At 76.9% G+C, this 17,586-nt stretch carries 15 protein-coding genes and 1 tRNA gene; 8 read left to right on the forward strand and 8 right to left on the reverse strand.

Annotated features, from left to right (window positions below; translation table 11 throughout):
• Positions 1-2 precede the first annotated feature (2 nt).
• Both D5H78_RS14900 and D5H78_RS14905 read right to left on the reverse strand, forming a co-directional pair.
• Positions 3-2,591 carry a SpoIIE family protein phosphatase gene (locus tag D5H78_RS14900; RefSeq protein WP_119951279.1) on the reverse strand — a complete coding sequence of 863 codons (2,589 nt, stop codon included), beginning with the start codon at positions 2,589-2,591 and terminating at the stop codon, positions 3-5.
• 82 nt (positions 2,592-2,673) lie between these two features.
• A tRNA-Gly gene (locus D5H78_RS14905) sits at positions 2,674-2,744 on the reverse strand.
• 64 nt (positions 2,745-2,808) lie between these two features.
• Between D5H78_RS14905 and dcd the strand changes: the two genes are divergently transcribed.
• Genes dcd through D5H78_RS14925 form a run of 4 tightly spaced genes read left to right on the forward strand, consistent with a single transcriptional unit; the run spans position 2,809 to position 4,805 of the window.
• Positions 2,809-3,387 carry a dCTP deaminase gene (gene dcd / locus D5H78_RS14910; protein ID WP_119951280.1) on the forward strand — a complete coding sequence of 193 codons (579 nt, stop codon included), beginning with the start codon at positions 2,809-2,811 and terminating at the stop codon, positions 3,385-3,387.
• Positions 3,384-3,863 carry a phosphoribosyltransferase gene (locus D5H78_RS14915; protein ID WP_119951281.1) on the forward strand — a complete coding sequence of 160 codons (480 nt, stop codon included), beginning with the start codon at positions 3,384-3,386 and terminating at the stop codon, positions 3,861-3,863. The genes dcd and D5H78_RS14915 overlap by 4 nt, the downstream gene beginning before the upstream one ends.
• A gap of 55 nt (positions 3,864-3,918) precedes the next feature.
• A complete protein-coding gene (locus D5H78_RS14920) occupies positions 3,919-4,242 on the forward strand; it encodes a DMT family transporter (protein WP_119951282.1) in 324 nt (107 codons plus the stop codon).
• Entirely contained in the window at positions 4,242-4,805 is a 564-nt protein-coding gene (locus D5H78_RS14925) for a TetR/AcrR family transcriptional regulator (RefSeq protein ID WP_119951283.1), read from the forward strand. Before D5H78_RS14920 ends, D5H78_RS14925 begins: the two co-directional genes overlap by 1 nt.
• Before the next feature lie 85 nt (positions 4,806-4,890).
• Here D5H78_RS14925 and D5H78_RS14930 read toward each other — a convergent pair whose 3' ends face one another.
• Complete coding sequence (locus tag D5H78_RS14930) at positions 4,891-5,532, reverse strand: TetR/AcrR family transcriptional regulator (protein WP_119951284.1); 642 nt, start codon at positions 5,530-5,532, stop codon at positions 4,891-4,893.
• A gap of 96 nt (positions 5,533-5,628) precedes the next feature.
• Between D5H78_RS14930 and D5H78_RS14935 the strand changes: the two genes are divergently transcribed.
• Entirely contained in the window at positions 5,629-6,963 is a 1,335-nt protein-coding gene (locus D5H78_RS14935) for a glycosyltransferase (RefSeq protein ID WP_119951285.1), read from the forward strand.
• Between the two features lie 95 nt (positions 6,964-7,058).
• Here D5H78_RS14935 and D5H78_RS14940 read toward each other — a convergent pair whose 3' ends face one another.
• Entirely contained in the window at positions 7,059-9,302 is a 2,244-nt protein-coding gene (locus D5H78_RS14940; RefSeq protein ID WP_119951286.1) for a (Fe-S)-binding protein, read from the reverse strand.
• Positions 9,303-9,582: 280 nt separating this feature from the next.
• Here D5H78_RS14940 and D5H78_RS14945 point away from each other — a divergent pair, with 280 nt between their 5' ends.
• A complete protein-coding gene (locus tag D5H78_RS14945) occupies positions 9,583-10,755 on the forward strand; it encodes a benzoate/H(+) symporter BenE family transporter (RefSeq protein WP_119951287.1) in 1,173 nt (390 codons plus the stop codon).
• A 72-nt stretch (positions 10,756-10,827) separates the two neighbouring features.
• Here D5H78_RS14945 and D5H78_RS14950 read toward each other — a convergent pair whose 3' ends face one another.
• From D5H78_RS14950 to D5H78_RS14960, 4 genes are all read right to left on the reverse strand, one after another.
• Positions 10,828-13,485, reverse strand: coding sequence for an AMP-binding protein (locus D5H78_RS14950; RefSeq protein WP_119951288.1), 2,658 nt, complete (start codon positions 13,483-13,485; stop codon positions 10,828-10,830).
• Positions 13,482-14,060, reverse strand: coding sequence for a VOC family protein (locus D5H78_RS14955; protein WP_119951289.1), 579 nt, complete (start codon positions 14,058-14,060; stop codon positions 13,482-13,484). The genes D5H78_RS14950 and D5H78_RS14955 overlap by 4 nt, the downstream gene beginning before the upstream one ends.
• A 188-nt stretch (positions 14,061-14,248) precedes the next feature.
• Positions 14,249-14,389 carry a hypothetical protein gene (locus tag D5H78_RS19430; RefSeq protein ID WP_165865760.1) on the reverse strand — a complete coding sequence of 47 codons (141 nt, stop codon included), beginning with the start codon at positions 14,387-14,389 and terminating at the stop codon, positions 14,249-14,251.
• Positions 14,390-14,429: 40 nt separating this feature from the next.
• Positions 14,430-14,723 carry a DUF4235 domain-containing protein gene (locus D5H78_RS14960; RefSeq protein ID WP_119951290.1) on the reverse strand — a complete coding sequence of 98 codons (294 nt, stop codon included), beginning with the start codon at positions 14,721-14,723 and terminating at the stop codon, positions 14,430-14,432.
• Positions 14,724-15,006: 283 nt separating this feature from the next.
• Between D5H78_RS14960 and dnaK the strand changes: the two genes are divergently transcribed.
• Both dnaK and grpE read left to right on the forward strand, forming a co-directional pair.
• Entirely contained in the window at positions 15,007-16,863 is a 1,857-nt protein-coding gene (gene dnaK, locus D5H78_RS14965; protein WP_119951291.1) for a molecular chaperone DnaK, read from the forward strand.
• Complete coding sequence (gene grpE, locus D5H78_RS14970) at positions 16,860-17,519, forward strand: nucleotide exchange factor GrpE (RefSeq protein ID WP_165865761.1); 660 nt, start codon at positions 16,860-16,862, stop codon at positions 17,517-17,519. The genes dnaK and grpE overlap by 4 nt, the downstream gene beginning before the upstream one ends.
• Positions 17,520-17,586: the final 67 nt, after the last annotated feature.

Consider the following 17,586-nt stretch of genomic DNA (forward strand, 5'->3'; position numbering starts at 1 on the left):
GCTCAGGCGGGGTCGTCGGGCACCCGCGCGGGCACCCGGTTGGGCCCCGCGACGGCCGGCCGCGGCCGGTCCTGCGGGTAGAGCCGCACCGCCACGAGGGCCACGTCGTCGGCCCGCTCCGGCGGCAGCATCCGCGCCAGGGTCTCGTCGCACAGCGCGTCGAGGTCGAGCCCGCGCGGGGCGAGGTCCTCGAGGGTGCGCCGCAGCAGGTCCATGCCCTCGTCGAGCGACTGGCCCCGGCGCTCGACGAGCCCGTCGGTGTAGAGCAGCACGGTCGACCCGCGGGGCAGCTCGACGGCGGCCTCGTGGCGCGGGCCGTCGGGCACGACCCCGAGGAGCAGGTCGGTCACCGGCTGCGCGAGCAGCTCCACGGAGCCGTCGGGGCGCAGCACGAACGGCGGCGGGTGGCCCGCGTTGGACCACCGGACCACGCTCGTCCCCTCCTGGCGCTGGCGCGCGTCCTGCTCGACCCGCGCCACCACGGCGCTCGCGCTCGTGCCGACCTGCAGCAGGTCCATCGCGCGGTCGAGCCGGCGCAGCACGGCGGCCGGGCCCTCGCCGGTGGTGGCCGCGATGCCCCGCAGCAGCCCGCGCACCTGGCCCATCGCGGCGGCGGCCGCGGTGTCGTGGCCGATGACGTCGCCGATGACGAGCACGGTGGCGCCGTCCTCCTGCAGGAACGCGTCGTACCAGTCGCCGCCGACCTTGGCCGCCTCGGCGGCCGCGGCGTAGCGCACGACGACGTGCACGTGGTCCGGCTCCGGCGGCTTCGAGAGCAGGGAGCGCTGCAGGCCCTCGGCGAGGTCGCGCTGCTGGCGGTAGAGGCGCGCGCTGTCCAGCGCCAGGCCGGCCCGCGAGGCGACCTCCTGCAGGGTGCGCAGGTCGTCCCCGTCGACCGGCGCCCGGCCCGGTCCGCGGAAGACGGAGAGCAGCCCGGTGGTGCGCCCGCGCCCGGCGAGGGGCAGGAAGACCGCCGACGCCGGGTCGAGCGCGTCGAGCAGGTCGCGCGCCTCGCCCTCGCGCAGCACCCCGCGGATCGCCCGGGCCGCCCGCTCGCGCACCTGGACGGGGCGCCCGGCGCGCAGGGTGCGGGCGAGGAAGGACTCGTCGGTGAGGGCGCCGAGGCGCACCCGGCTGTACGCGGTGACGACCGGGCGCTGCGCGGGGTCGGCGTGCCACGCGCCGACGTCGCGCAGCCCGCGGTACGACCCGGCCGCGTGGTCGTCGTCCACGAGGGTGACGAGGCACCAGTCGCCCAGCGCCGGCGCGACGAGCCGGGCGAGCCGGCCGACCGCCTCCTCGGCGTCGAGGGTGCCGGTGAGCTCCGCGGTCACCTCGGCGAGCAGCGCCACCCGCCGCGCCGCGGCGGCGGCGGCCTCCTGGGCGCGGCGGCGCTCGGTCACGTCCAGGAAGTAGACGCTCAGCCCGTCCGGGCCCGGCCAGGCGCGGACCTCGTACCAGGCGTCGAGGGGTGCCGGGTAGTGGGCGTCGAAGGCGACCGGCTGCCCGGTCTGCGCGGCGTGCCGGTACTGCGCCTCGAAGTCCGAGCCGACGGCGGCGGGGAACAGCTCCCACACGACGCCGCCGAGCAGCTCGTCGCGCGGGCGGCCGAGCACCCGCTCGGCCTGCGGGTTGACGTAGGTGAACCGCCAGTCGTGGTCGAGGGCGTAGAAGGCCGTCGACATCGTCTCGAGCACCCGCGCGACCCGGGCCTCGCCCTCGCGGACCCCGGAGACGTCGTGGGCCGCGCCGAGCACGCGCTCCGCGGTCCCGTCCTCGCCCGCGAGGGCCCGCCCGGCCGCCGCGACCCAGCGCATCCGCCCGTCGGGCAGCACGACGCGGTACTCCGCCTCGTAGGTGCCGCAGGTGTCGATGGCCTCCTGCAGCGCCCGGGTCACCCGCGCGACGTCGTCCGGGTGGACCCGCTCGTTGAACGCCTCGATGCGCCCGCCGAAGCCGGCGCGGTCGAAGCCGAACATGCGCAGCAGCCGGTCGTCCCAGCGCAGCTCGCCGGTGCGCAGGTCCCAGTCGAAGGTGCCGACCCCGGCCGCGTCGATCGCCAGCTCCCACACCACCCGGTCGTGGTGGTACTCCGTGCTCAGCGCCGACAGCTCGAGCTCGGCCACGGCGCTCGCGGCGAGCTGCTCGAGCAGGGCGACGTCCGCGGGCGACCACGTGCGCGGGCGCCGGTCGAAGGCGCACATGGCGCCGACGAGGTCGCCCGCGCTGCTCGTGAGCGGCACGCCGAGGTACGAGCCCACCCGCCCGCTCGTCACCGGCGGCAGGTCGCGCACCCGGGCGTCGGCGACGGCGTCCGGCACGACGAGCGGGGCGCCGGACACCGCGGTCACGGTGCACAGGGACTCCTCGCGCGGGCCCTCGCTGCCCACCGCCCCGGGGGCCAGGCCGCTCCCGCCGGCGACCGTCTGCACGTCGGCGACGAGCGAGACCTGGGCCGCCGTCGTGCCCAGCAGGCGCGCGGCGAGGGCCGAGAGCCGGTCGAGCGCGGGGTTGCCGCCGGGTGCGGGGCGCAGGCGGCGGGCGGCGGCGTCCGCCGCCCGCGCGGTCCCGGAGGTCGGCGACGTCTCCATGCTGCCCATCCTCGCCGCGTGGCGCTCGGTGCTGCCGGAGCCGGCGGCGGGCTCGCCGCGGGTGCGGCGGCGATCGGGTCGGAGCGGGCGACGAGAATCGAACTCGCACTGTCAGCTTGGGAAGCTGATGTTCTGCCATTGAACTACGCCCGCCGGCGCCCTCGTCCGAGGGCGACCGCGCCAGAGCATACCTGCTCGAGCCGCTAGGGTCCGCCCCATGCTCCTCTCGGACCGCGACATCCGGGCCGCGCTGGACGACGGGCGGCTCTCCCTCGCGCCGTACGACCCGGCGATGGTGCAGCCCTCGAGCGTGGACGTGCGCCTCGACCGGCTGTTCCGGGTGTTCGAGAACCACCGCTACCCGCACATCGACCCGGCCGAGGAGCAGCCCGACCTCACGCGGGTCGTCGAGCCCGGGCCGGACGAGCCGTTCATCCTGCACCCGGGCGAGTTCGTCCTGGCCTCGACGTACGAGGTCGTGACCCTGCCCGACGACCTGGCCGCCCGGCTCGAGGGCAAGTCCTCGCTCGGCCGGCTCGGGCTGCTGACCCACTCCACCGCCGGGTTCATCGACCCGGGGTTCAGCGGGCACGTCACGCTCGAGCTGTCCAACGTGGCGACGCTGCCGATCAAGCTGTGGCCGGGCATGAAGATCGGCCAGCTCTGCATCTTCCGCCTGAGCAGCCCCGCCCAGGACCCGTACGGCTCCCAAGTCCACGGCTCGCGCTACCAGGGCCAGCGGGGGCCGACCCCGTCGCGCTCCTACCTCTCCTTCCACCGCACCGACGTCTCGTGACCCCGCCGGGCGGGCAGCGCGAGGTGCTCGACTGGGCGACGTACGGCGTGGCGGCGCGCGAGCTCGCGCGGCAGGTGGCCGACGCCGGGTACCGCCCCGACCTCGTCCTCGGCATCGCCCGCGGCGGGCTCGTGGCGGCGACCTCGGTCGCGTACGCGCTGTCGGTGAAGAACCTGTTCACGATGAACGTGGAGTTCTACACCGGCGTCGACGAGCGCCTGCCGGTGCCGATCGTGCTCCCACCGGTCCCCGACGTCGTCGACCTCGCGGGGGCGCGGGTGCTCGTGGTGGACGACGTGGCCGACACCGGGCGCACGCTCGAGCTGGTGCTGCGGTTCTGCGCGGGCCACGTCGCCGAGGCGCGCTCGGCGGCCCTCTACGAGAAGCCGGGGTCGGTGGTCCGCTGCGACTGGGTGTGGCGGCGCACGGACCGCTGGATCGAGTTCCCGTGGTCCGCGGAGGAGCCCCTCGCCTGACCTTCCTGTACGCTCGTACCAGAAATCCCGTACGAGCGTCCAAGGAGCGTGCCCGATGGCCTGGGCCTACCTGATCGTCGCCGGCTTCCTCGAGACCGCCTTCGCCGTGAGCCTCAAGGCCAGCGAGGGCTTCACCCGGCTCGTCCCGTCGGTGCTCTTCGCCGTCTTCTCCGTCAGCTCGTTCGGCCTGCTCACCCTCGCCCTGCGCGACCTGCCGGTGGGCACGGCGTACGCGGTGTGGACCGGCATCGGCGCGGCCGGCACGGCGGTCGTCGGCATGGTGTGGCTCGGCGACCCCGCCTCGGTGCTGCGCATCGTCTCGATCGTGCTCATCGTCGCGGGCGTGGTCGGGCTCAACCTCAGCAGCGCGGCGCACTGATGGCGGGCACCGCCGGCTCCACGCCCAAGGGGGAGCGGCGGCGCGAGGCGATCGCCGCCGCCGCCGCGGACCTCGCGCTCGAGGAGGGCTTCGGCGCCGTCACGCACCGCGCCGTCGCCGCGCGCTGCGGGGTGCCCCTGGGCGCCATGACGTACTACTTCCCCGACCGCCCGGCCCTCGCGCTCGCCGCGCTCGAGCGGGGCGCCGCCCTCGACGTCGAGCGGGCCCGCGCCGCGGCCGCGGGCCCCGGCGACCTCGCCGAGGTGCTCGTCGCGGTCGTCACCGGCGACCGGCCCGGCGACGCCCCCCGCCTCGCCGCGCTCTACGAGCGCGTCCTCGAGGTCGCCCGCACCCCGGCCCTCGCCGCGGCCGCCGCCCGCTGGCAGGACGAGCTGCTCGCCGCCGTCGCCGGCGCCCTCGCCCGCCACGGCGCCCCCCTGCCCCCGCGCACCGCCCTCGCCCTCGTCGACGGCAGCGCCGTGCAGGCCCTCACCGACGGGCGCCCCGACCGTGAGCACCTCGTGGGCCTCGTGCGGGCGGGGCTGGCCGCGCTGACCACGTGAGGCACCCGCACGGGGTGCCTGACGAGGATGCGAGGCCGCGCGAGGGACCCGTACGCCTGCCTCGCGCGGTCGTCGCGGGACCCCCTCAGGGCGCGAGGACCGCGTCGGCCATCGCCCGACCGACCCAGTCGGCGTACTCCTGGGGCGACCAGCCGCGCCGCTGCACGAGGTGCTCCCAGACGGCGAGGCTGTTGAGCGTCCACAGGGCGTCGCGGGCCCGCTCGACGTCCACGCCAGGGCGCAGCGCTCCGAGCTCGTCGAGCCGGGCGGCCACCCCGGCGGTGCCGACCAGGCGCTGGGCGTCCATGCGCTCGAGGAGCGCGCGCAGGTCGGGGTCGCCGGCGGCGGCGCCCGCCGTGACGACGGCGAGCAGCGGGCCGAGCCGGGTGAGCAGGACCAGGCCCAGTCCGGCGTAGCCGTGCAGCAGCGCGCGCGGGTCGGTGCGCCCCATGACCTCGACGGTCGCGGGCCGCTGCGCGAAGGGCACCGGCTCGTCGTCGCCGACGAGGGTGACGTCGAACAGCCGGGTGAGCAGGCCCGCCTTGCTGCCGAACGCGTTGTAGACGGTCTGCCCCGACACCCCGGCCTCGCGGGCCACCGCCGCCACCGTCGTCCCCGCGTAGCCGTCGCGCAGGAACAGCGTCCGGGCGGCCTCGAGCACGAGCCGCCGGGTCAGCCGGGCCTGCTCGGCCCGCACCGCGCTCGCGTACGGCCTCCGGTCGCCCACCGGAGCACCCTAACCGCTTGACTTTGACTCCAGTGTATTTAACGTGGTTCCAACGGACTCTCCGGTCCGTCCCTGCCACCTCCCCAGGAGCCCGCCGTGGCGACCTTCCTCCTCGCGAGCATCCCGGTGCCCGCGCACACCACCAACCCGCTGCCCTTCGCCGCGCGCCTCGTCGAGCGCGGGCACCGCGTCCTCTGGTACGCCGGGCGCGCCTTCCACGACCGCCTCGCCGCGGTCGGTGCCGAGCCGCTGCCGTACGCCCGCGCCGACGACTTCGGCGGCGAGGAGCTCGACGAGCACTTCCCGCAGTTCGCCGGCCGCTCGGGCGTGCGGCTCATCGCGCGCGCCTTCGACGAGGTCTTCGTCGGCCAGGCCCCGGCACGGGTCGCCGACCTGCGCCCGGTCCTCGCCGCGCACCGGGTCGACGCGATGCTCTGCGACGAGCTCATGTACGGCGTCGGCCTGCTCTCGGAGCTCACCGGGGTGCCGTGGGCCACGTTCGGCGACGGGCCGCTGCCGTTCCCGGAGCCGGACGTCCCGCCGTTCGGGCCCGGCCTGCTGCCGGTGGGAGGTCCCCTCGGCCGGCTGCGCAACCGGGTCGTCGGGCTCGCCGCCCGCCGCGTCGTGTTCCGCGCGGCGCAGCGGCGGTACGACCGCGTCCGCGCCGACCTCGCCCTGCCGCCGGCCGCCGGCGGGGTGCTCGACGCGTCGACCTCGCCCTACCTGCACCTGCACGGGGCGGTTCCCTCGTTCGAGTACCCGAGGCGCCGGCTGCCGGGGCACGTGCACTGGGTCGGCGCCCTGCGCCCGGACCCGCCGGCCGCGTGGTCGCCACCGCCCTGGTGGGACGAGGTCGTCGGGGCCCGGCGGCCCGTCGTGGCGGTGACGCAGGGGAGCATCCGCCCCGACGTCACCGAGCTGCTCCTGCCGGCGGTGCGCGCCCTGGCCGACGAGGACGTCCTCGTCGTCGTCACGACCGGGGCGGCGGCGCCGGAGGACCTCGTCGGCGCGTACGGCGGCCCGCTGCCGGCGAACGTGCGGGTCGCGCCCTTCGTCCCGTACGACCTGCTCCTGCCGCACGCCGCCGCCTTCGTCACCAACGGCGGCTACACGGGGGTGACCCTCGCCCTGGCGCACGGCGTGCCGCTGGTGCACGCCGGCTCGACGGAGGAGAAGGCGGAGATCGGCGCGCGGGTGCAGTGGTCCGGCGTCGGCGTGCGCCTCGGCACCACCTGGCCCTCGGACCGCGCGGTCCGCGAGGGGGTGCGGCGGGTGCTGCGCGACCCCGCGCACCGCGCCGCGGCCGCCCGGGTCCGCGACGAGATGGCCCGGCACGACGCGGGCACCGAGGGCGCCCTGCTGCTCGAGCGGCTCGCTGCGACGCGGGCGCCGGTGCTGCGGGGGGAGGTGCCGCTGCCGGTCCCGCGGTGACCGCACGAGGGGCCCCACGGGGCGCCCGACGGGGCCTCGCCGCCCCGCGGGGCACCCTCCCGCCTGGTGCGCGCGGTCCTCGCGGACCCGCGGGCTCAGCCCTCGCGCCCGCCCTCGGCGCCCGCGCTGGCCCCGTCGACCGCGTCGGGGTGCCCCGCGCCCACGGCGACCGGGTCGGCGGGCTGCACCGAGCGCAGCAGGACCTGCGCGACGTCGAGGACCTCGGTGCCCTCGTCGGCGTCGCGGGCGGTCACGCCGTCGCCGACCATGACGCGGCAGAACGGGCAGGCGACGGCGACGGTGTCCGGCTGCAGGGCCAGGGCCTCGTCGACCCGGTCGAGGTTGATCCGGGTGCCGATCGTCTCCTCCATCCACAGGCGCGCCCCGCCGGCGCCGCAGCAGAACGACCGCTCCCGCGAGCGCTGCAGCTCGGTCAGCTCCAGGCCGGGGACGGCGCCGAGGAGCTCGCGCGGGGGCTCGTACACCTGGTTGTGCCGGCCCAGGAAGCACGGGTCGTGGTAGGTGATCGACTGCTCGACCCGCTGCACGGGCACGAGGCGCCGCTCGCGCACGAGGCGGTTGAGCAGCTGCGTGTGGTGCACGACGGCGTAGTGGCCGCCGAGCTGCGGGTACTCCCGGCCGATCGTCGTGAAGCAGTGCGGGCAGGTGACGACGATCTTCGTGCCGGTCCCCTCCGCCGCACCCGCCGCGTCGAGCGCCTCGACGTTGGCCGCCGCGAGCATCTGGAACAGGAACTCGTTGCCCGAGCGGCGGGCCGGGTCGCCGGTGCAGCCCTCGCCGCTGCCGAGCACCGCGAAGCGCACCCCCGCGGTGTGCAGCAGCTCGGCGACGGCCCGCGTGGTGCGCTTCGCCCGGTCCTCGAAGGCGCCCGCGCAGCCCACCCAGAACAGGTAGTCGTACCCCTCCAGGGACTCCGTCGTCTCCCCGACGACGGGCACCTCGAACGGCAGCCCCTTGGCCCAGTCCATCCGCCCGGCCGCCGGCGCGCCCCACGGGTTGCCCGAGCGCTCGAGGTTGCGGAACAGCCCGCCGAGCTCGTTGGGGAACGCCGACTCCACGAGCACCTGGTAGCGGCGCATGTCCATGATGTGGTCGACGTGCTCGATGTCGACCGGGCACTGCTCGACGCAGGCGCCGCACGAGGTGCACGACCACAGGACGTCGGGGTCGATGACGCCGCCCTCGTCCCCGGGCGCGACGAGGGGGCGCTCGGCCTCGGCCCGGGCCTGCTCGGGGACGCGGGCCAGCGCCGCCGGGTCGGCGTCGTCGCCGCCCGCCAGCAGGTACGGCGCCTTGGCGTGCGCGTGGTCGCGCAGCGCGGTGACGACGAGCTTCGGCGACAGCGGCTTCTGCGTGTTCCACGCCGGGCACTGCGACTGGCAGCGCCCGCACTCGGTGCAGGTGGAGACGTCGAGCAGGCCCTTCCACGTGAGGTCCTCGACCCTGCCGACGCCGAAGACGTCGTCCTCGCCCGGGTCCTCGAAGTCGATCTCCACGCCGCGGCTGCGCATCGGCTCGAGCGGGCCGAGGGCCACGCTCGACGTGCCCTCCTCGCGCGTGGTCACCGGCGTGCGCTTGAGCCAGATGTTGGGGAACGCGGTGAAGCGGTGCCAGGCCACGCCCATCGTCGTGTGCAGCGCGATGACGACGAACCACAGCATCGACGCCACGACCTTGACCGTCGCCACGGCGAGCACGAGGTCCCGTACGGTCCCCGCCCCCAGCCCGTCGAGCGCCGGCACGAGCAGCCCCGACACCGGGTGCGCCGCGTCCCAGCCGGTCGCCCCGTCGTGCACCGCCTCGAGCGCGCGCAGGACCAGCACGCACAGCGCGATCGTGACGATCGTCCACTCGACGTAGTAGCCCTGCCACATCGTCGAGCCCGCGAAGCGCGAGCGGCGGCCGAGGCGCGAGGGCCGCTGGCGCAGCCGCGTGGCGATGAGGACGAGGACGCCGAGCAGGGTGGCGAGCGCGACGAGCTCGACGAAGGCCCCGTACGGCGCCCAGCCCCCGATCACCGGCAGCCGCCAGCCGTCGACGAACAGCTCGCCGTACGCCTGCACCAGCGTCCCCGCCAGCGCGCCGAACCCCACGAACACGAACCAGTGGGCCGCCCCGACGACCGACCACTTCAGCATCCGGGTGTGCCCGAGGGTCTCGCGGAGCATCGTCGCGGTACGCGTCGCGGGCCGGTCGGTGCGCCCGGCCACCGGCTGCCCCAGGCGCACCGTCGCGACGATGCGCGCCGCGGCCTGCGCCACGAGCGCCAGCGCGACCGCCGTCACGGCGAGCGAGACCACGATGGCCAGGACCTGCATCGGACGAGCCTCCCTGCGCAGCGCCCGGCGCCGTCGCCGGGGGGCCGGGTCATGTTACCGAGCGGTAGGCCGGGTGCGCGGCTGCGCTGCGTGACCCATGAGGGGCACCCCCAGGCGCGCGCCGCCCCTGGGGGTGCCCCTCAGCAGACTCGACTCTGCTGAGGGTGCCCCTCAGGCGTCCCGTGCGCCTGGGGGTGCCCCTCATGGGTCAGCGCAGGGGCGGCCTCCCCGCGCCCGAACCCCCGCGCGCCCGGCGGGCCGCCGTCCCTAGGCTGCGCGCGTGCTCCAGCGCCTGCGCTCCCTGCCCGCCCAGGCGGTGGGGGCGGGGGTGGTGGCGGCCGTGCTGGGCTACGCGAGCTCGGTGGCCGTGGTGGTGGCGGGGCTGACGGCGGCGGGCGCCTCGACCGCGCAGGTCGGCAGCGGCCTCGCCGCGGTGGGCGTGGCGATGGGCGTGCTGAGCATCGCGCTGAGCGTGACGACGCGCGTGCCCGTCGCGGTGGTGTGGTCGACGCCGGGGCTGGCGCTGCTGGCGGCGGTGGGGCCGGTCGCGGGCGGCTTCCCCGCGGTGCTCGGTGCGCTGGCGCTGGCCGGCGGGCTCATCGCCCTCACCGGCCTGGTGCGCCCGCTGTCCCGGCTGCTGCAGCGCCTGCCCGCCCCGGTCACCTCGGCGGTGCTCGCCGGGATCCTCCTGCCGTTCTGCCTGGCGCCGGCCCGCGCGCTCGAGCCGTTCCCCGTCCAGGCGGGGGTCGTCTGCCTCGTCTGGGTGGCGGCGCTGCGCCTCGCCCCGCGGTACGCCGCCCCGGCCGCCCTCGCCGCCCTGCTCGCGGTCGTCGCGGTCGACGGCGGCGTGGTGCTGCCCGGTGGCGGCGACGCGCTGCCCTCGCTCGTCGCGACCGCGCCGACGCTGTCGTGGCAGGCGGTGACCGCGATCGCCCTGCCGCTGTACGTCGTCACCATGGCCGCGCAGAACCTCGTCGGCGCCGCGGTGCTGTCCTCGTACGGCTACCGCACCCCCGTCGGGCGCGTCCTCGTCGGCACCGGCCTCGCCTCGGCGGCGACGGCCCCGCTGGCCGCGCCGACCGCGAACCTCGCCGCGATCACCGGGGCGCTGACCGCCGGCCCGGCCGCGCACCCGGACCCGCGCCGGCGCTGGGTGGCGGCCGCGGTGTCCGGCGTCGGGCACCTCGTGCTGGCGGCCGTCGCGCCGTTCACCGCCGCGCTCGTCGCGCAGGTCGACCCCCGGCTCGTCGCCACGGCGGCGGGCCTGGGCCTGCTCGGCGCCTTCGTCGGCGCGGCGACGGCGGCCCTCGCCGACGAGGACCTGCGCCTGCCGGCGGCGGTGACCCTGCTCGTCACGGCCTCCGGCGTCGACGTGCTGGGGCTCGGCTCGGCGCCCCTCGGCCTCGCCGCGGGGCTGGTCCTCGCCCGGCTGCTGCGGCCCGCGCGCGGCTGACGCGCCCGAGGGTGCCCCTCAGCGGTGCCCCGCTGAGGGTGCCCCTCAGCGGTGCGTGCCCCAGGGGGCCCCTCAGCGCCCGTCGAGCGCGTCCAGCTCCTCGGCGACCGCCGCGGCGAGCGGGGCGACGTTGGGCTCGTGCAGCAGCGACAGGTGCTCGCCGGGCACGCGCACCAGGCGCCACGGCCCCGTGAGGAAGCGGTCCCAGCCGCCGGCGCGGTCGACGCCGTCCTCCGGGTCGCCCACGACGACGAGCGTGCGCCCGCCCCACGGCCGGCCCCGGTAGCGGCGCAGGAGGTGGTCCCCCTGCAGCCAGAAGCGGTGGAAGTGCCCCCGGCCGCTGCCGTCCTCGCGCAGCCCGGTGAGCCACAGCTTGGCCCGGGTGCGCACCCGCCCGTGGGGGCTCGGCGGCGCCGGCGCGAGGTGCTCCGGCGCGGGGGCGTAGCCGTCGAGCGCGACGAGCAGCTCCACCTCCTCGCCGCGGTCGGCGAGCTGCTGGGCCATCTCGTACGCGACCGTGGACCCGAAGGAGAACCCGGCCAGCCGGTACGGCCCGTGCGGCTGCACGGTCCGCAGGGCCGCGAGGTGCCGGCGGGCGTGGGCGCGCACCGACCAGTCCGGCAGGCCGCCCTCCTCCAGCCCCTTGGCCTGCACGGCCCACACCGGCTGGTCCGGCCCGAGGCGGCGGGCGAGGAAGACGAAGCCCAGGGCGACGCCGCCCGCGCCGGCGACGCAGAACAGCGGGGTGCGGGTGCCCGACGGCTGCACGGGGACGAGGGTGGGGTGCCGCTCGTCGCGGGTGCTCGTCACCTGCCGGGCGAAGGCGGCGAGGGTCGGCGCGGCGACGAGGACGTCCGTCGTCACCTCGACGCCGGTCGAGGCCTGCAGCCGCTCCAGCAGCTCCTGCGTGGCCAGCGAGTCGCCGCCGAGCTCGAAGAAGTCGTCGTCGCGCCCGACCGGCCCCACCTGGAGCACCTCGGACCACAGCGCGGCGAGCACCCGCTCCCAGTCGGTGCGCGGCGCGGCGTACGCGGCGCTGGAGCCGGTCGGCACCGGCGCGAGCGCGGCGCGGTCGACCTTGCCGCGCTCGTTGCGGGGCAGCGCGTCGAGCACGGCGAAGGCCTCGGGGACCATGTGCCCGGGCAGTGTCCGGCGCAGCTGGGCGCGCAGGGCCGTGGTCCGGGCCGGCGCCGAGCGGTCCAGCACGAGGTGGGCGACGAGCCGTACGGGGCGCCCCTCGTCCTGCTGGCCGACGACGACCGCCTCGACGACACCCGGGCAGGCGAGCAGGGCGCGCTCGACCTCGGCGGGCTCGACGCGGTAGCCGCGGACCTTGACGGCGAGGTCGCCGCGGCCGAGCAGCTCGAGCGCGCCGTCGGGGAGCGTCCGGGCCAGGTCGCCGGTGCGGACGGTCACCGTGCCGTCCTCGTCCAGCGCGAAGCGCTCCGCCGTGAGCGCGGGGTCGCGCCAGTAGGCGACGGGCAGCCACCGCGACACGACGTGCACCCAGCCCGTGGCGCCCGGGGCGACCGGGACGCCGTCCTCGTCGAGCAGCCGGACCTCGCGCCCGGCCACCGGGCGCCCGGCCGGCACCGGCGCCGTGCCCCGCGCGTCCTCGGGGCGCACGGCGTGCGCGGCGTAGAGGCAGGTCTCGGAGGAGCCGACGAGGTTGAGCAGCCGGGCGCCCCGCGGGAGCCGGTCGAGGACCGCGCCGGCGAGCCGGCCCGGCAGCGCCTCGCCGGTGCTCATGACCAGGCGCAGCGGCGCGGGGAGCACCTCCCCGGCGGGCAGGTCCTCGTCGACCGCCCGCAGCAGCGACGGGGTCGCGACGAGGGCCGTCGCGGCGCGGGTGCGCAGCCAGGCGGCGAGCCCGCCCACCCCGACGGCGCGGGGGTCGTGGAAGTGCGCGGTGGCGCCGCTGAGCAGGGTGGTGAGCATGACGGCGAAGCCGCCGGCGAACGCGACGGGCAGCAGCAGCGCCACCTGGTCGCCGGGGGAGGACCACCCGGCGTCGGCGCGCAGGGCGCAGTCCTGCAGGACCGCGCGCTGGGTCTGCACGACGCCCTTGGGCGCACCGGTCGAGCCGGACGTGAAGGCGAGCAGCGCGGGGGCGCCCGCGGGCGGCGCGGCGCGCTCGGCGGCGGGCAGCGACGGCGCGTCCGGCGCGGCGAGGGCGTCCACGTCGAGCACCGGCAGCCCGAGCGCGTCGGCGTGGGCGCGGGTGCCCTCGTCGGCCAGCACCGCGCGGGCGCCGGCGGCGTCGAGCACGGCGGCGCTGCGCCCGGGCGGCGCCGCCGCGTCGAGCACGACGAGCGGGCGCCCGGTCGCGAGCACGCCGAGCACGGCGGCCGCCGCGCGCTCGTCGTGGGAGGCGAGCACGGCCAGCGGCGCGTCGCCGCCGGGCAGCCCGCGGGCGGCCGCGGCGACGGCCCCGGCCCAGCGGTCCAGCGCGGCCCGGTCCAGGGCCCGGCCGTCGGCGCGCACCAGCGCCGCGGCCGACGGGTCGGCGGCCACGACGCCCGCCCAGCGCGCCGCGACCGGCGCCTCGAGGTCCCAGCCGGGCAGGTCGCGGCCCGGCAGGTCACGGCCCGGCAGGCCCCGCGTGGGGGAGTCCGGCAGGTCCCGGCCCGCGCGGGCCTGCGCCGGGGCGCCCGCGCGCGCGGCGGGCACCGCGCCGGACGCGGTCCGCGGGTCGGGGGGCGTGCGCGGGCCGGGGGCCGGGAGCGTCACGCCCCGGCCTCGCCGTCGCCCGCGGCCACCGCCTCGTCCTGGGGTGCCCCCAGGGGCCGCGGCACCCAGCGGCGCAGCGGCGTCATGAGCTCGTACGGCGCCGGGGACGGCCAGGTGATGAGCTCGATGAGGCTGCCCCAGGGGGCCCGGCAGTAGACGAACCGGTTCCCCTCGCCGGACTCCCAGCCCGGCAGCGGGTGGGGCTCGCTGAGCGGCTCGCCCCCCGCGAGCACGAGGTCGAGCAGCGCCGCGTCGAGGTCGTCCACGTAGAGCGCGAGGTGCTGCAGGCCCACGTCGCAGGCCCGCGCGGGCGGGCGCTGGCCGTCCACGACGTACTCGAACAGCTCGATGCCCGGCCCGTCGGGCAGCCGGACCATCCGGATGGCCACCTGCACGGTGCCGGGCGGCACCCCCAGGCGCGCCTCGACGCCCGGGCCGGAGACGGGGCCGCGCCCGCGCATCTCCGTGTCGTAGATGACCTCCGCGCCGAACGCCTCCACGAAGAAGCGCGTCGCCGCGTCCAGGTCCGGGACGGTGAGCCCCACGTGGTCGATCCCCCGCGCACCAGCCGGCACGTGCCCCCTCCTCCGCGTCGTGCGAGGGGCACAGTCCAGCAGCGCGCGCGGGGGTCGCGCAGCCGGTTCGGGGGGACTCCGCGCCGTGGAGGCGCAGATCACCCCCCGGGACCACGTCGCGATGACCCGGGGTGACTACCCCGGCGTGCACCGTGCCTGCGGGCGGTCGGCGACGCGTCAGCGGGCGGTCACAGCGAGGTGAGCAGGTCCAGCACGGGGGTCAGGACGCGCGGCGCGGTGAGGACGACGAGGCCGAGCACCACGAGCGCGGCGAGCAGCCGCACCCCCAGCGAGGGGCTGCCGTCGGGACGGCGCAGGGTCCGCAGCACCGGCTCAGCGTACGGGCCGCGGCCCCGCGCCGGTGCCCGCTCAGGGGGTGACCTTCTCCATCCCGGGCGGCAGCGCCCCGGTGCTGCGCTGCCAGTAGTCGGCGACCTTGCGGGTGGCCAGCAGGCGGGCGACGCCGACGATCGCGCCGGAGGCGACCGCCCAGCCGACGGCCTCGCCGACCGAGACGTCGGGGGCCTCGGGGTTGACCGGGGGCTGGCTGCCCGTCGCGAGCTTCCACCCGGTCACCGCGACCTTGCGCGCGGCGACGCCGGCGGCGATCGCCGACCCGAGCCCCACGACCCGCCACGCCAGTGCCGCTCCCTTGCCCGCCATGCCCGCGCCTCCGCTGCGCTCGTGCCCCGGCGGCCGCGCGCGGCCGCTCCGTCGGAGCCCCCGTGCCCCCTGCGCGCGGGGTCGAACCCCCGCCGCCGGTCGGCCCCGGCGTCCCGGCGCCGGCCGTGCGGGCGGGAACAGCCGCGGCCGCCCGGTAGTTGAGCCCGTCAGACGCACGTTCGGTGACACCGTGTCGCGCAGCAGCGCGGCTGGTGCACACTTGAGCGCGCGGGACTCAACCGCAGTGCAGCCGCAGTGCAGCCGTCGTACCGGGAGGACCTCCATGTCTCGAGCCGTGGGCATCGACCTCGGCACCACCAACTCCGTCGTCGCCGTGCTCGAGGGCGGCGAGCCGACGGTCATCGCCAACGCCGAGGGCGCGCGCACCACCCCGTCCGTCGTGGCCTTCGCCAAGAACGGCGAGGTGCTCGTCGGCGAGGTCGCCAAGCGCCAGGCGGTGACGAACGTCGACCGCACCATCCGGTCCGTCAAGCGCCACATGGGCACGGACTGGAAGCAGACGATCGACGGCAAGCCGTTCACGCCGCAGCAGATCTCCGCCTTCGTCCTGCAGAAGCTCAAGCGCGACGCGGAGTCCTACCTCGGCGAGAGCGTCACCGACGCGGTCATCACCGTGCCGGCGTACTTCTCCGACGCCCAGCGCCAGGCCACCAAGGAGGCCGGCGAGATCGCGGGCCTCAACGTCCTGCGCATCGTCAACGAGCCCACCGCCGCCGCGCTGGCGTACGGGCTCGACAAGGGCGAGAAGGAGCAGACGATCCTCGTCTTCGACCTCGGCGGCGGCACGTTCGACGTGTCCCTGCTCGAGATCGGCGACGGCGTCGTCGAGGTCAAGGCCACGAGCGGCGACAACCACCTCGGCGGCGACGACTGGGACCAGCGCGTCGTCGACCACATCGTCGATAAGTTCCGCGCGCAGAACGGCATCGACCTCGCCAAGGACAAGATGGCGATGCAGCGCGTGCGCGAGGCCGCCGAGAAGGCGAAGATCGAGCTGTCGAGCTCGCAGCAGACCTCGATCAACCTGCCGTACATCACGGTCGACGCCGACCGGAACCCGCTGTTCCTCGACGAGACGCTGACCCGCGCGGAGTTCCAGCGCATCACGCAGGACCTGCTCGAGCGCACCAAGACGCCGTTCCGCAACGTCATCAAGGACGCCGGCATCAGCGTCTCGCAGATCGACCACGTGGTGCTCGTCGGCGGCTCCACCCGCATGCCGGCCGTGGCCGACGTCGTGCGCGAGCTCACCGGCGGCAAGGAGCCCAACAAGGGCGTCAACCCGGACGAGGTCGTCGCCGTCGGCGCCAGCCTGCAGGGCGGCGTGCTCAAGGGCGAGGTCAAGGACGTCCTGCTGCTCGACGTCACCCCGCTGTCCCTCGGCATCGAGACCAAGGGCGGCATCATGACCAAGCTCATCGAGCGCAACACGACGATCCCGACCAAGCGCTCGGAGATCTTCACGACCGCCGACGACAACCAGCCCTCGGTCCAGATCCAGGTCTACCAGGGCGAGCGCGAGATGGCGGCGTACAACAAGAAGCTCGGCATGTTCGAGCTGACCGGCCTGCCGCCGGCGCCGCGCGGCGTCCCGCAGATCGAGGTCTCCTTCGACATCGACGCGAACGGCATCGTCAACGTCCACGCCAAGGACCTCGGCACCGGCCGCGAGCAGAAGATGACGATCTCCGGCGGCTCGGCGCTGCCGAAGGACGACATCGAGCGCATGATGCGCGAGGCCGAGCAGTACGCCGAGGAGGACCGCCGCCGCCGCGAGGAGGTGGAGACCCGCAACCAGGGCGAGCAGCTCGTCTACCAGACGGAGAAGTTCCTCGCCGACAACGCGGACAAGGTCCCGGCCGACGCCAAGGCCGAGGTCGACGAGGCGCTCACCGAGCTGAAGAAGCAGCTCGAGGGCGCGGACTTCGCCGGCATCCGCGCGGCGACCGACCGGGTGGCGCAGTCCAGCCAGAAGCTCGGCGCGGCGATGTACGCCAACGCGCAGGGCGCGGAGGGCGCGCAGGGCGCCCCCGGCGCCGGCGCGGCCGGTGCCACGGGCGCGACCGCGGACGACGACGTGGTCGACGCCGAGATCGTCGACGAGGACAAGGACAAGTGAGCACGTCCCCGCACGGCGACCCGCTGGTCCCGGACGCCGCCACGGCGGCGCCGGGCCGGCCCGGTCGCGACGAGGAGCCCCCGGAGCAGGGCCCGGTGGTCCGCGACAAGCGGCGCATCGACCCGCGGACCGGCGCCCTGCGCGAGCCCGCCGACGGCCCCGCCGCCGGCCCGGGCGCCGACGCCGAGGGGGCCGCCGCGGGCCCGTCGGCGACCGGCGACGACGCGCAGCTGCAGCAGCAGCTCGCCGAGCGCACGGCCGACCTGCAGCGGGTGTCGGCGGAGTACGCCAACTACCGCCGCCGGGTCGACCGCGACCGCGAGGCGGTGCGCGAGCAGGCCCTCGGCGGCGTGCTCGCCGGCCTGCTGCCGGTGCTCGACGACCTCGACCGCGCCGCCGCGCACGGCGAGCTGCAGGGCGGGTTCAAGGCGGTCGCCGACTCCCTGCAGGGGGTCGTCGGCAAGCTCGGGCTCGAGCGCTTCGGCGCCGAGGGCGAGGCCTTCGACCCGACCCGGCACGAGGCGCTGATGCAGGAGGAGGCCGGCCCCGACGGCGTCGCCGTCGACGGCCCGACCGTCGTGCGGGTGCTGCAGCCGGGCTACCGGCTCGGCGAGCGCGTCCTGCGCCCCGCGCGGGTGGCCGTCGCCGGCGCCTGACCGCCGGGGCCACCAGCACCAGCACCAGCAGCACGACCAGCACGACCAGCACGAGGAGGGGAGCCAG

It is taken from the genome of Vallicoccus soli (genome assembly GCF_003594885.1).
Taxonomy (GTDB): Bacteria; Actinomycetota; Actinomycetes; order Motilibacterales; family Motilibacteraceae; genus Vallicoccus; species Vallicoccus soli.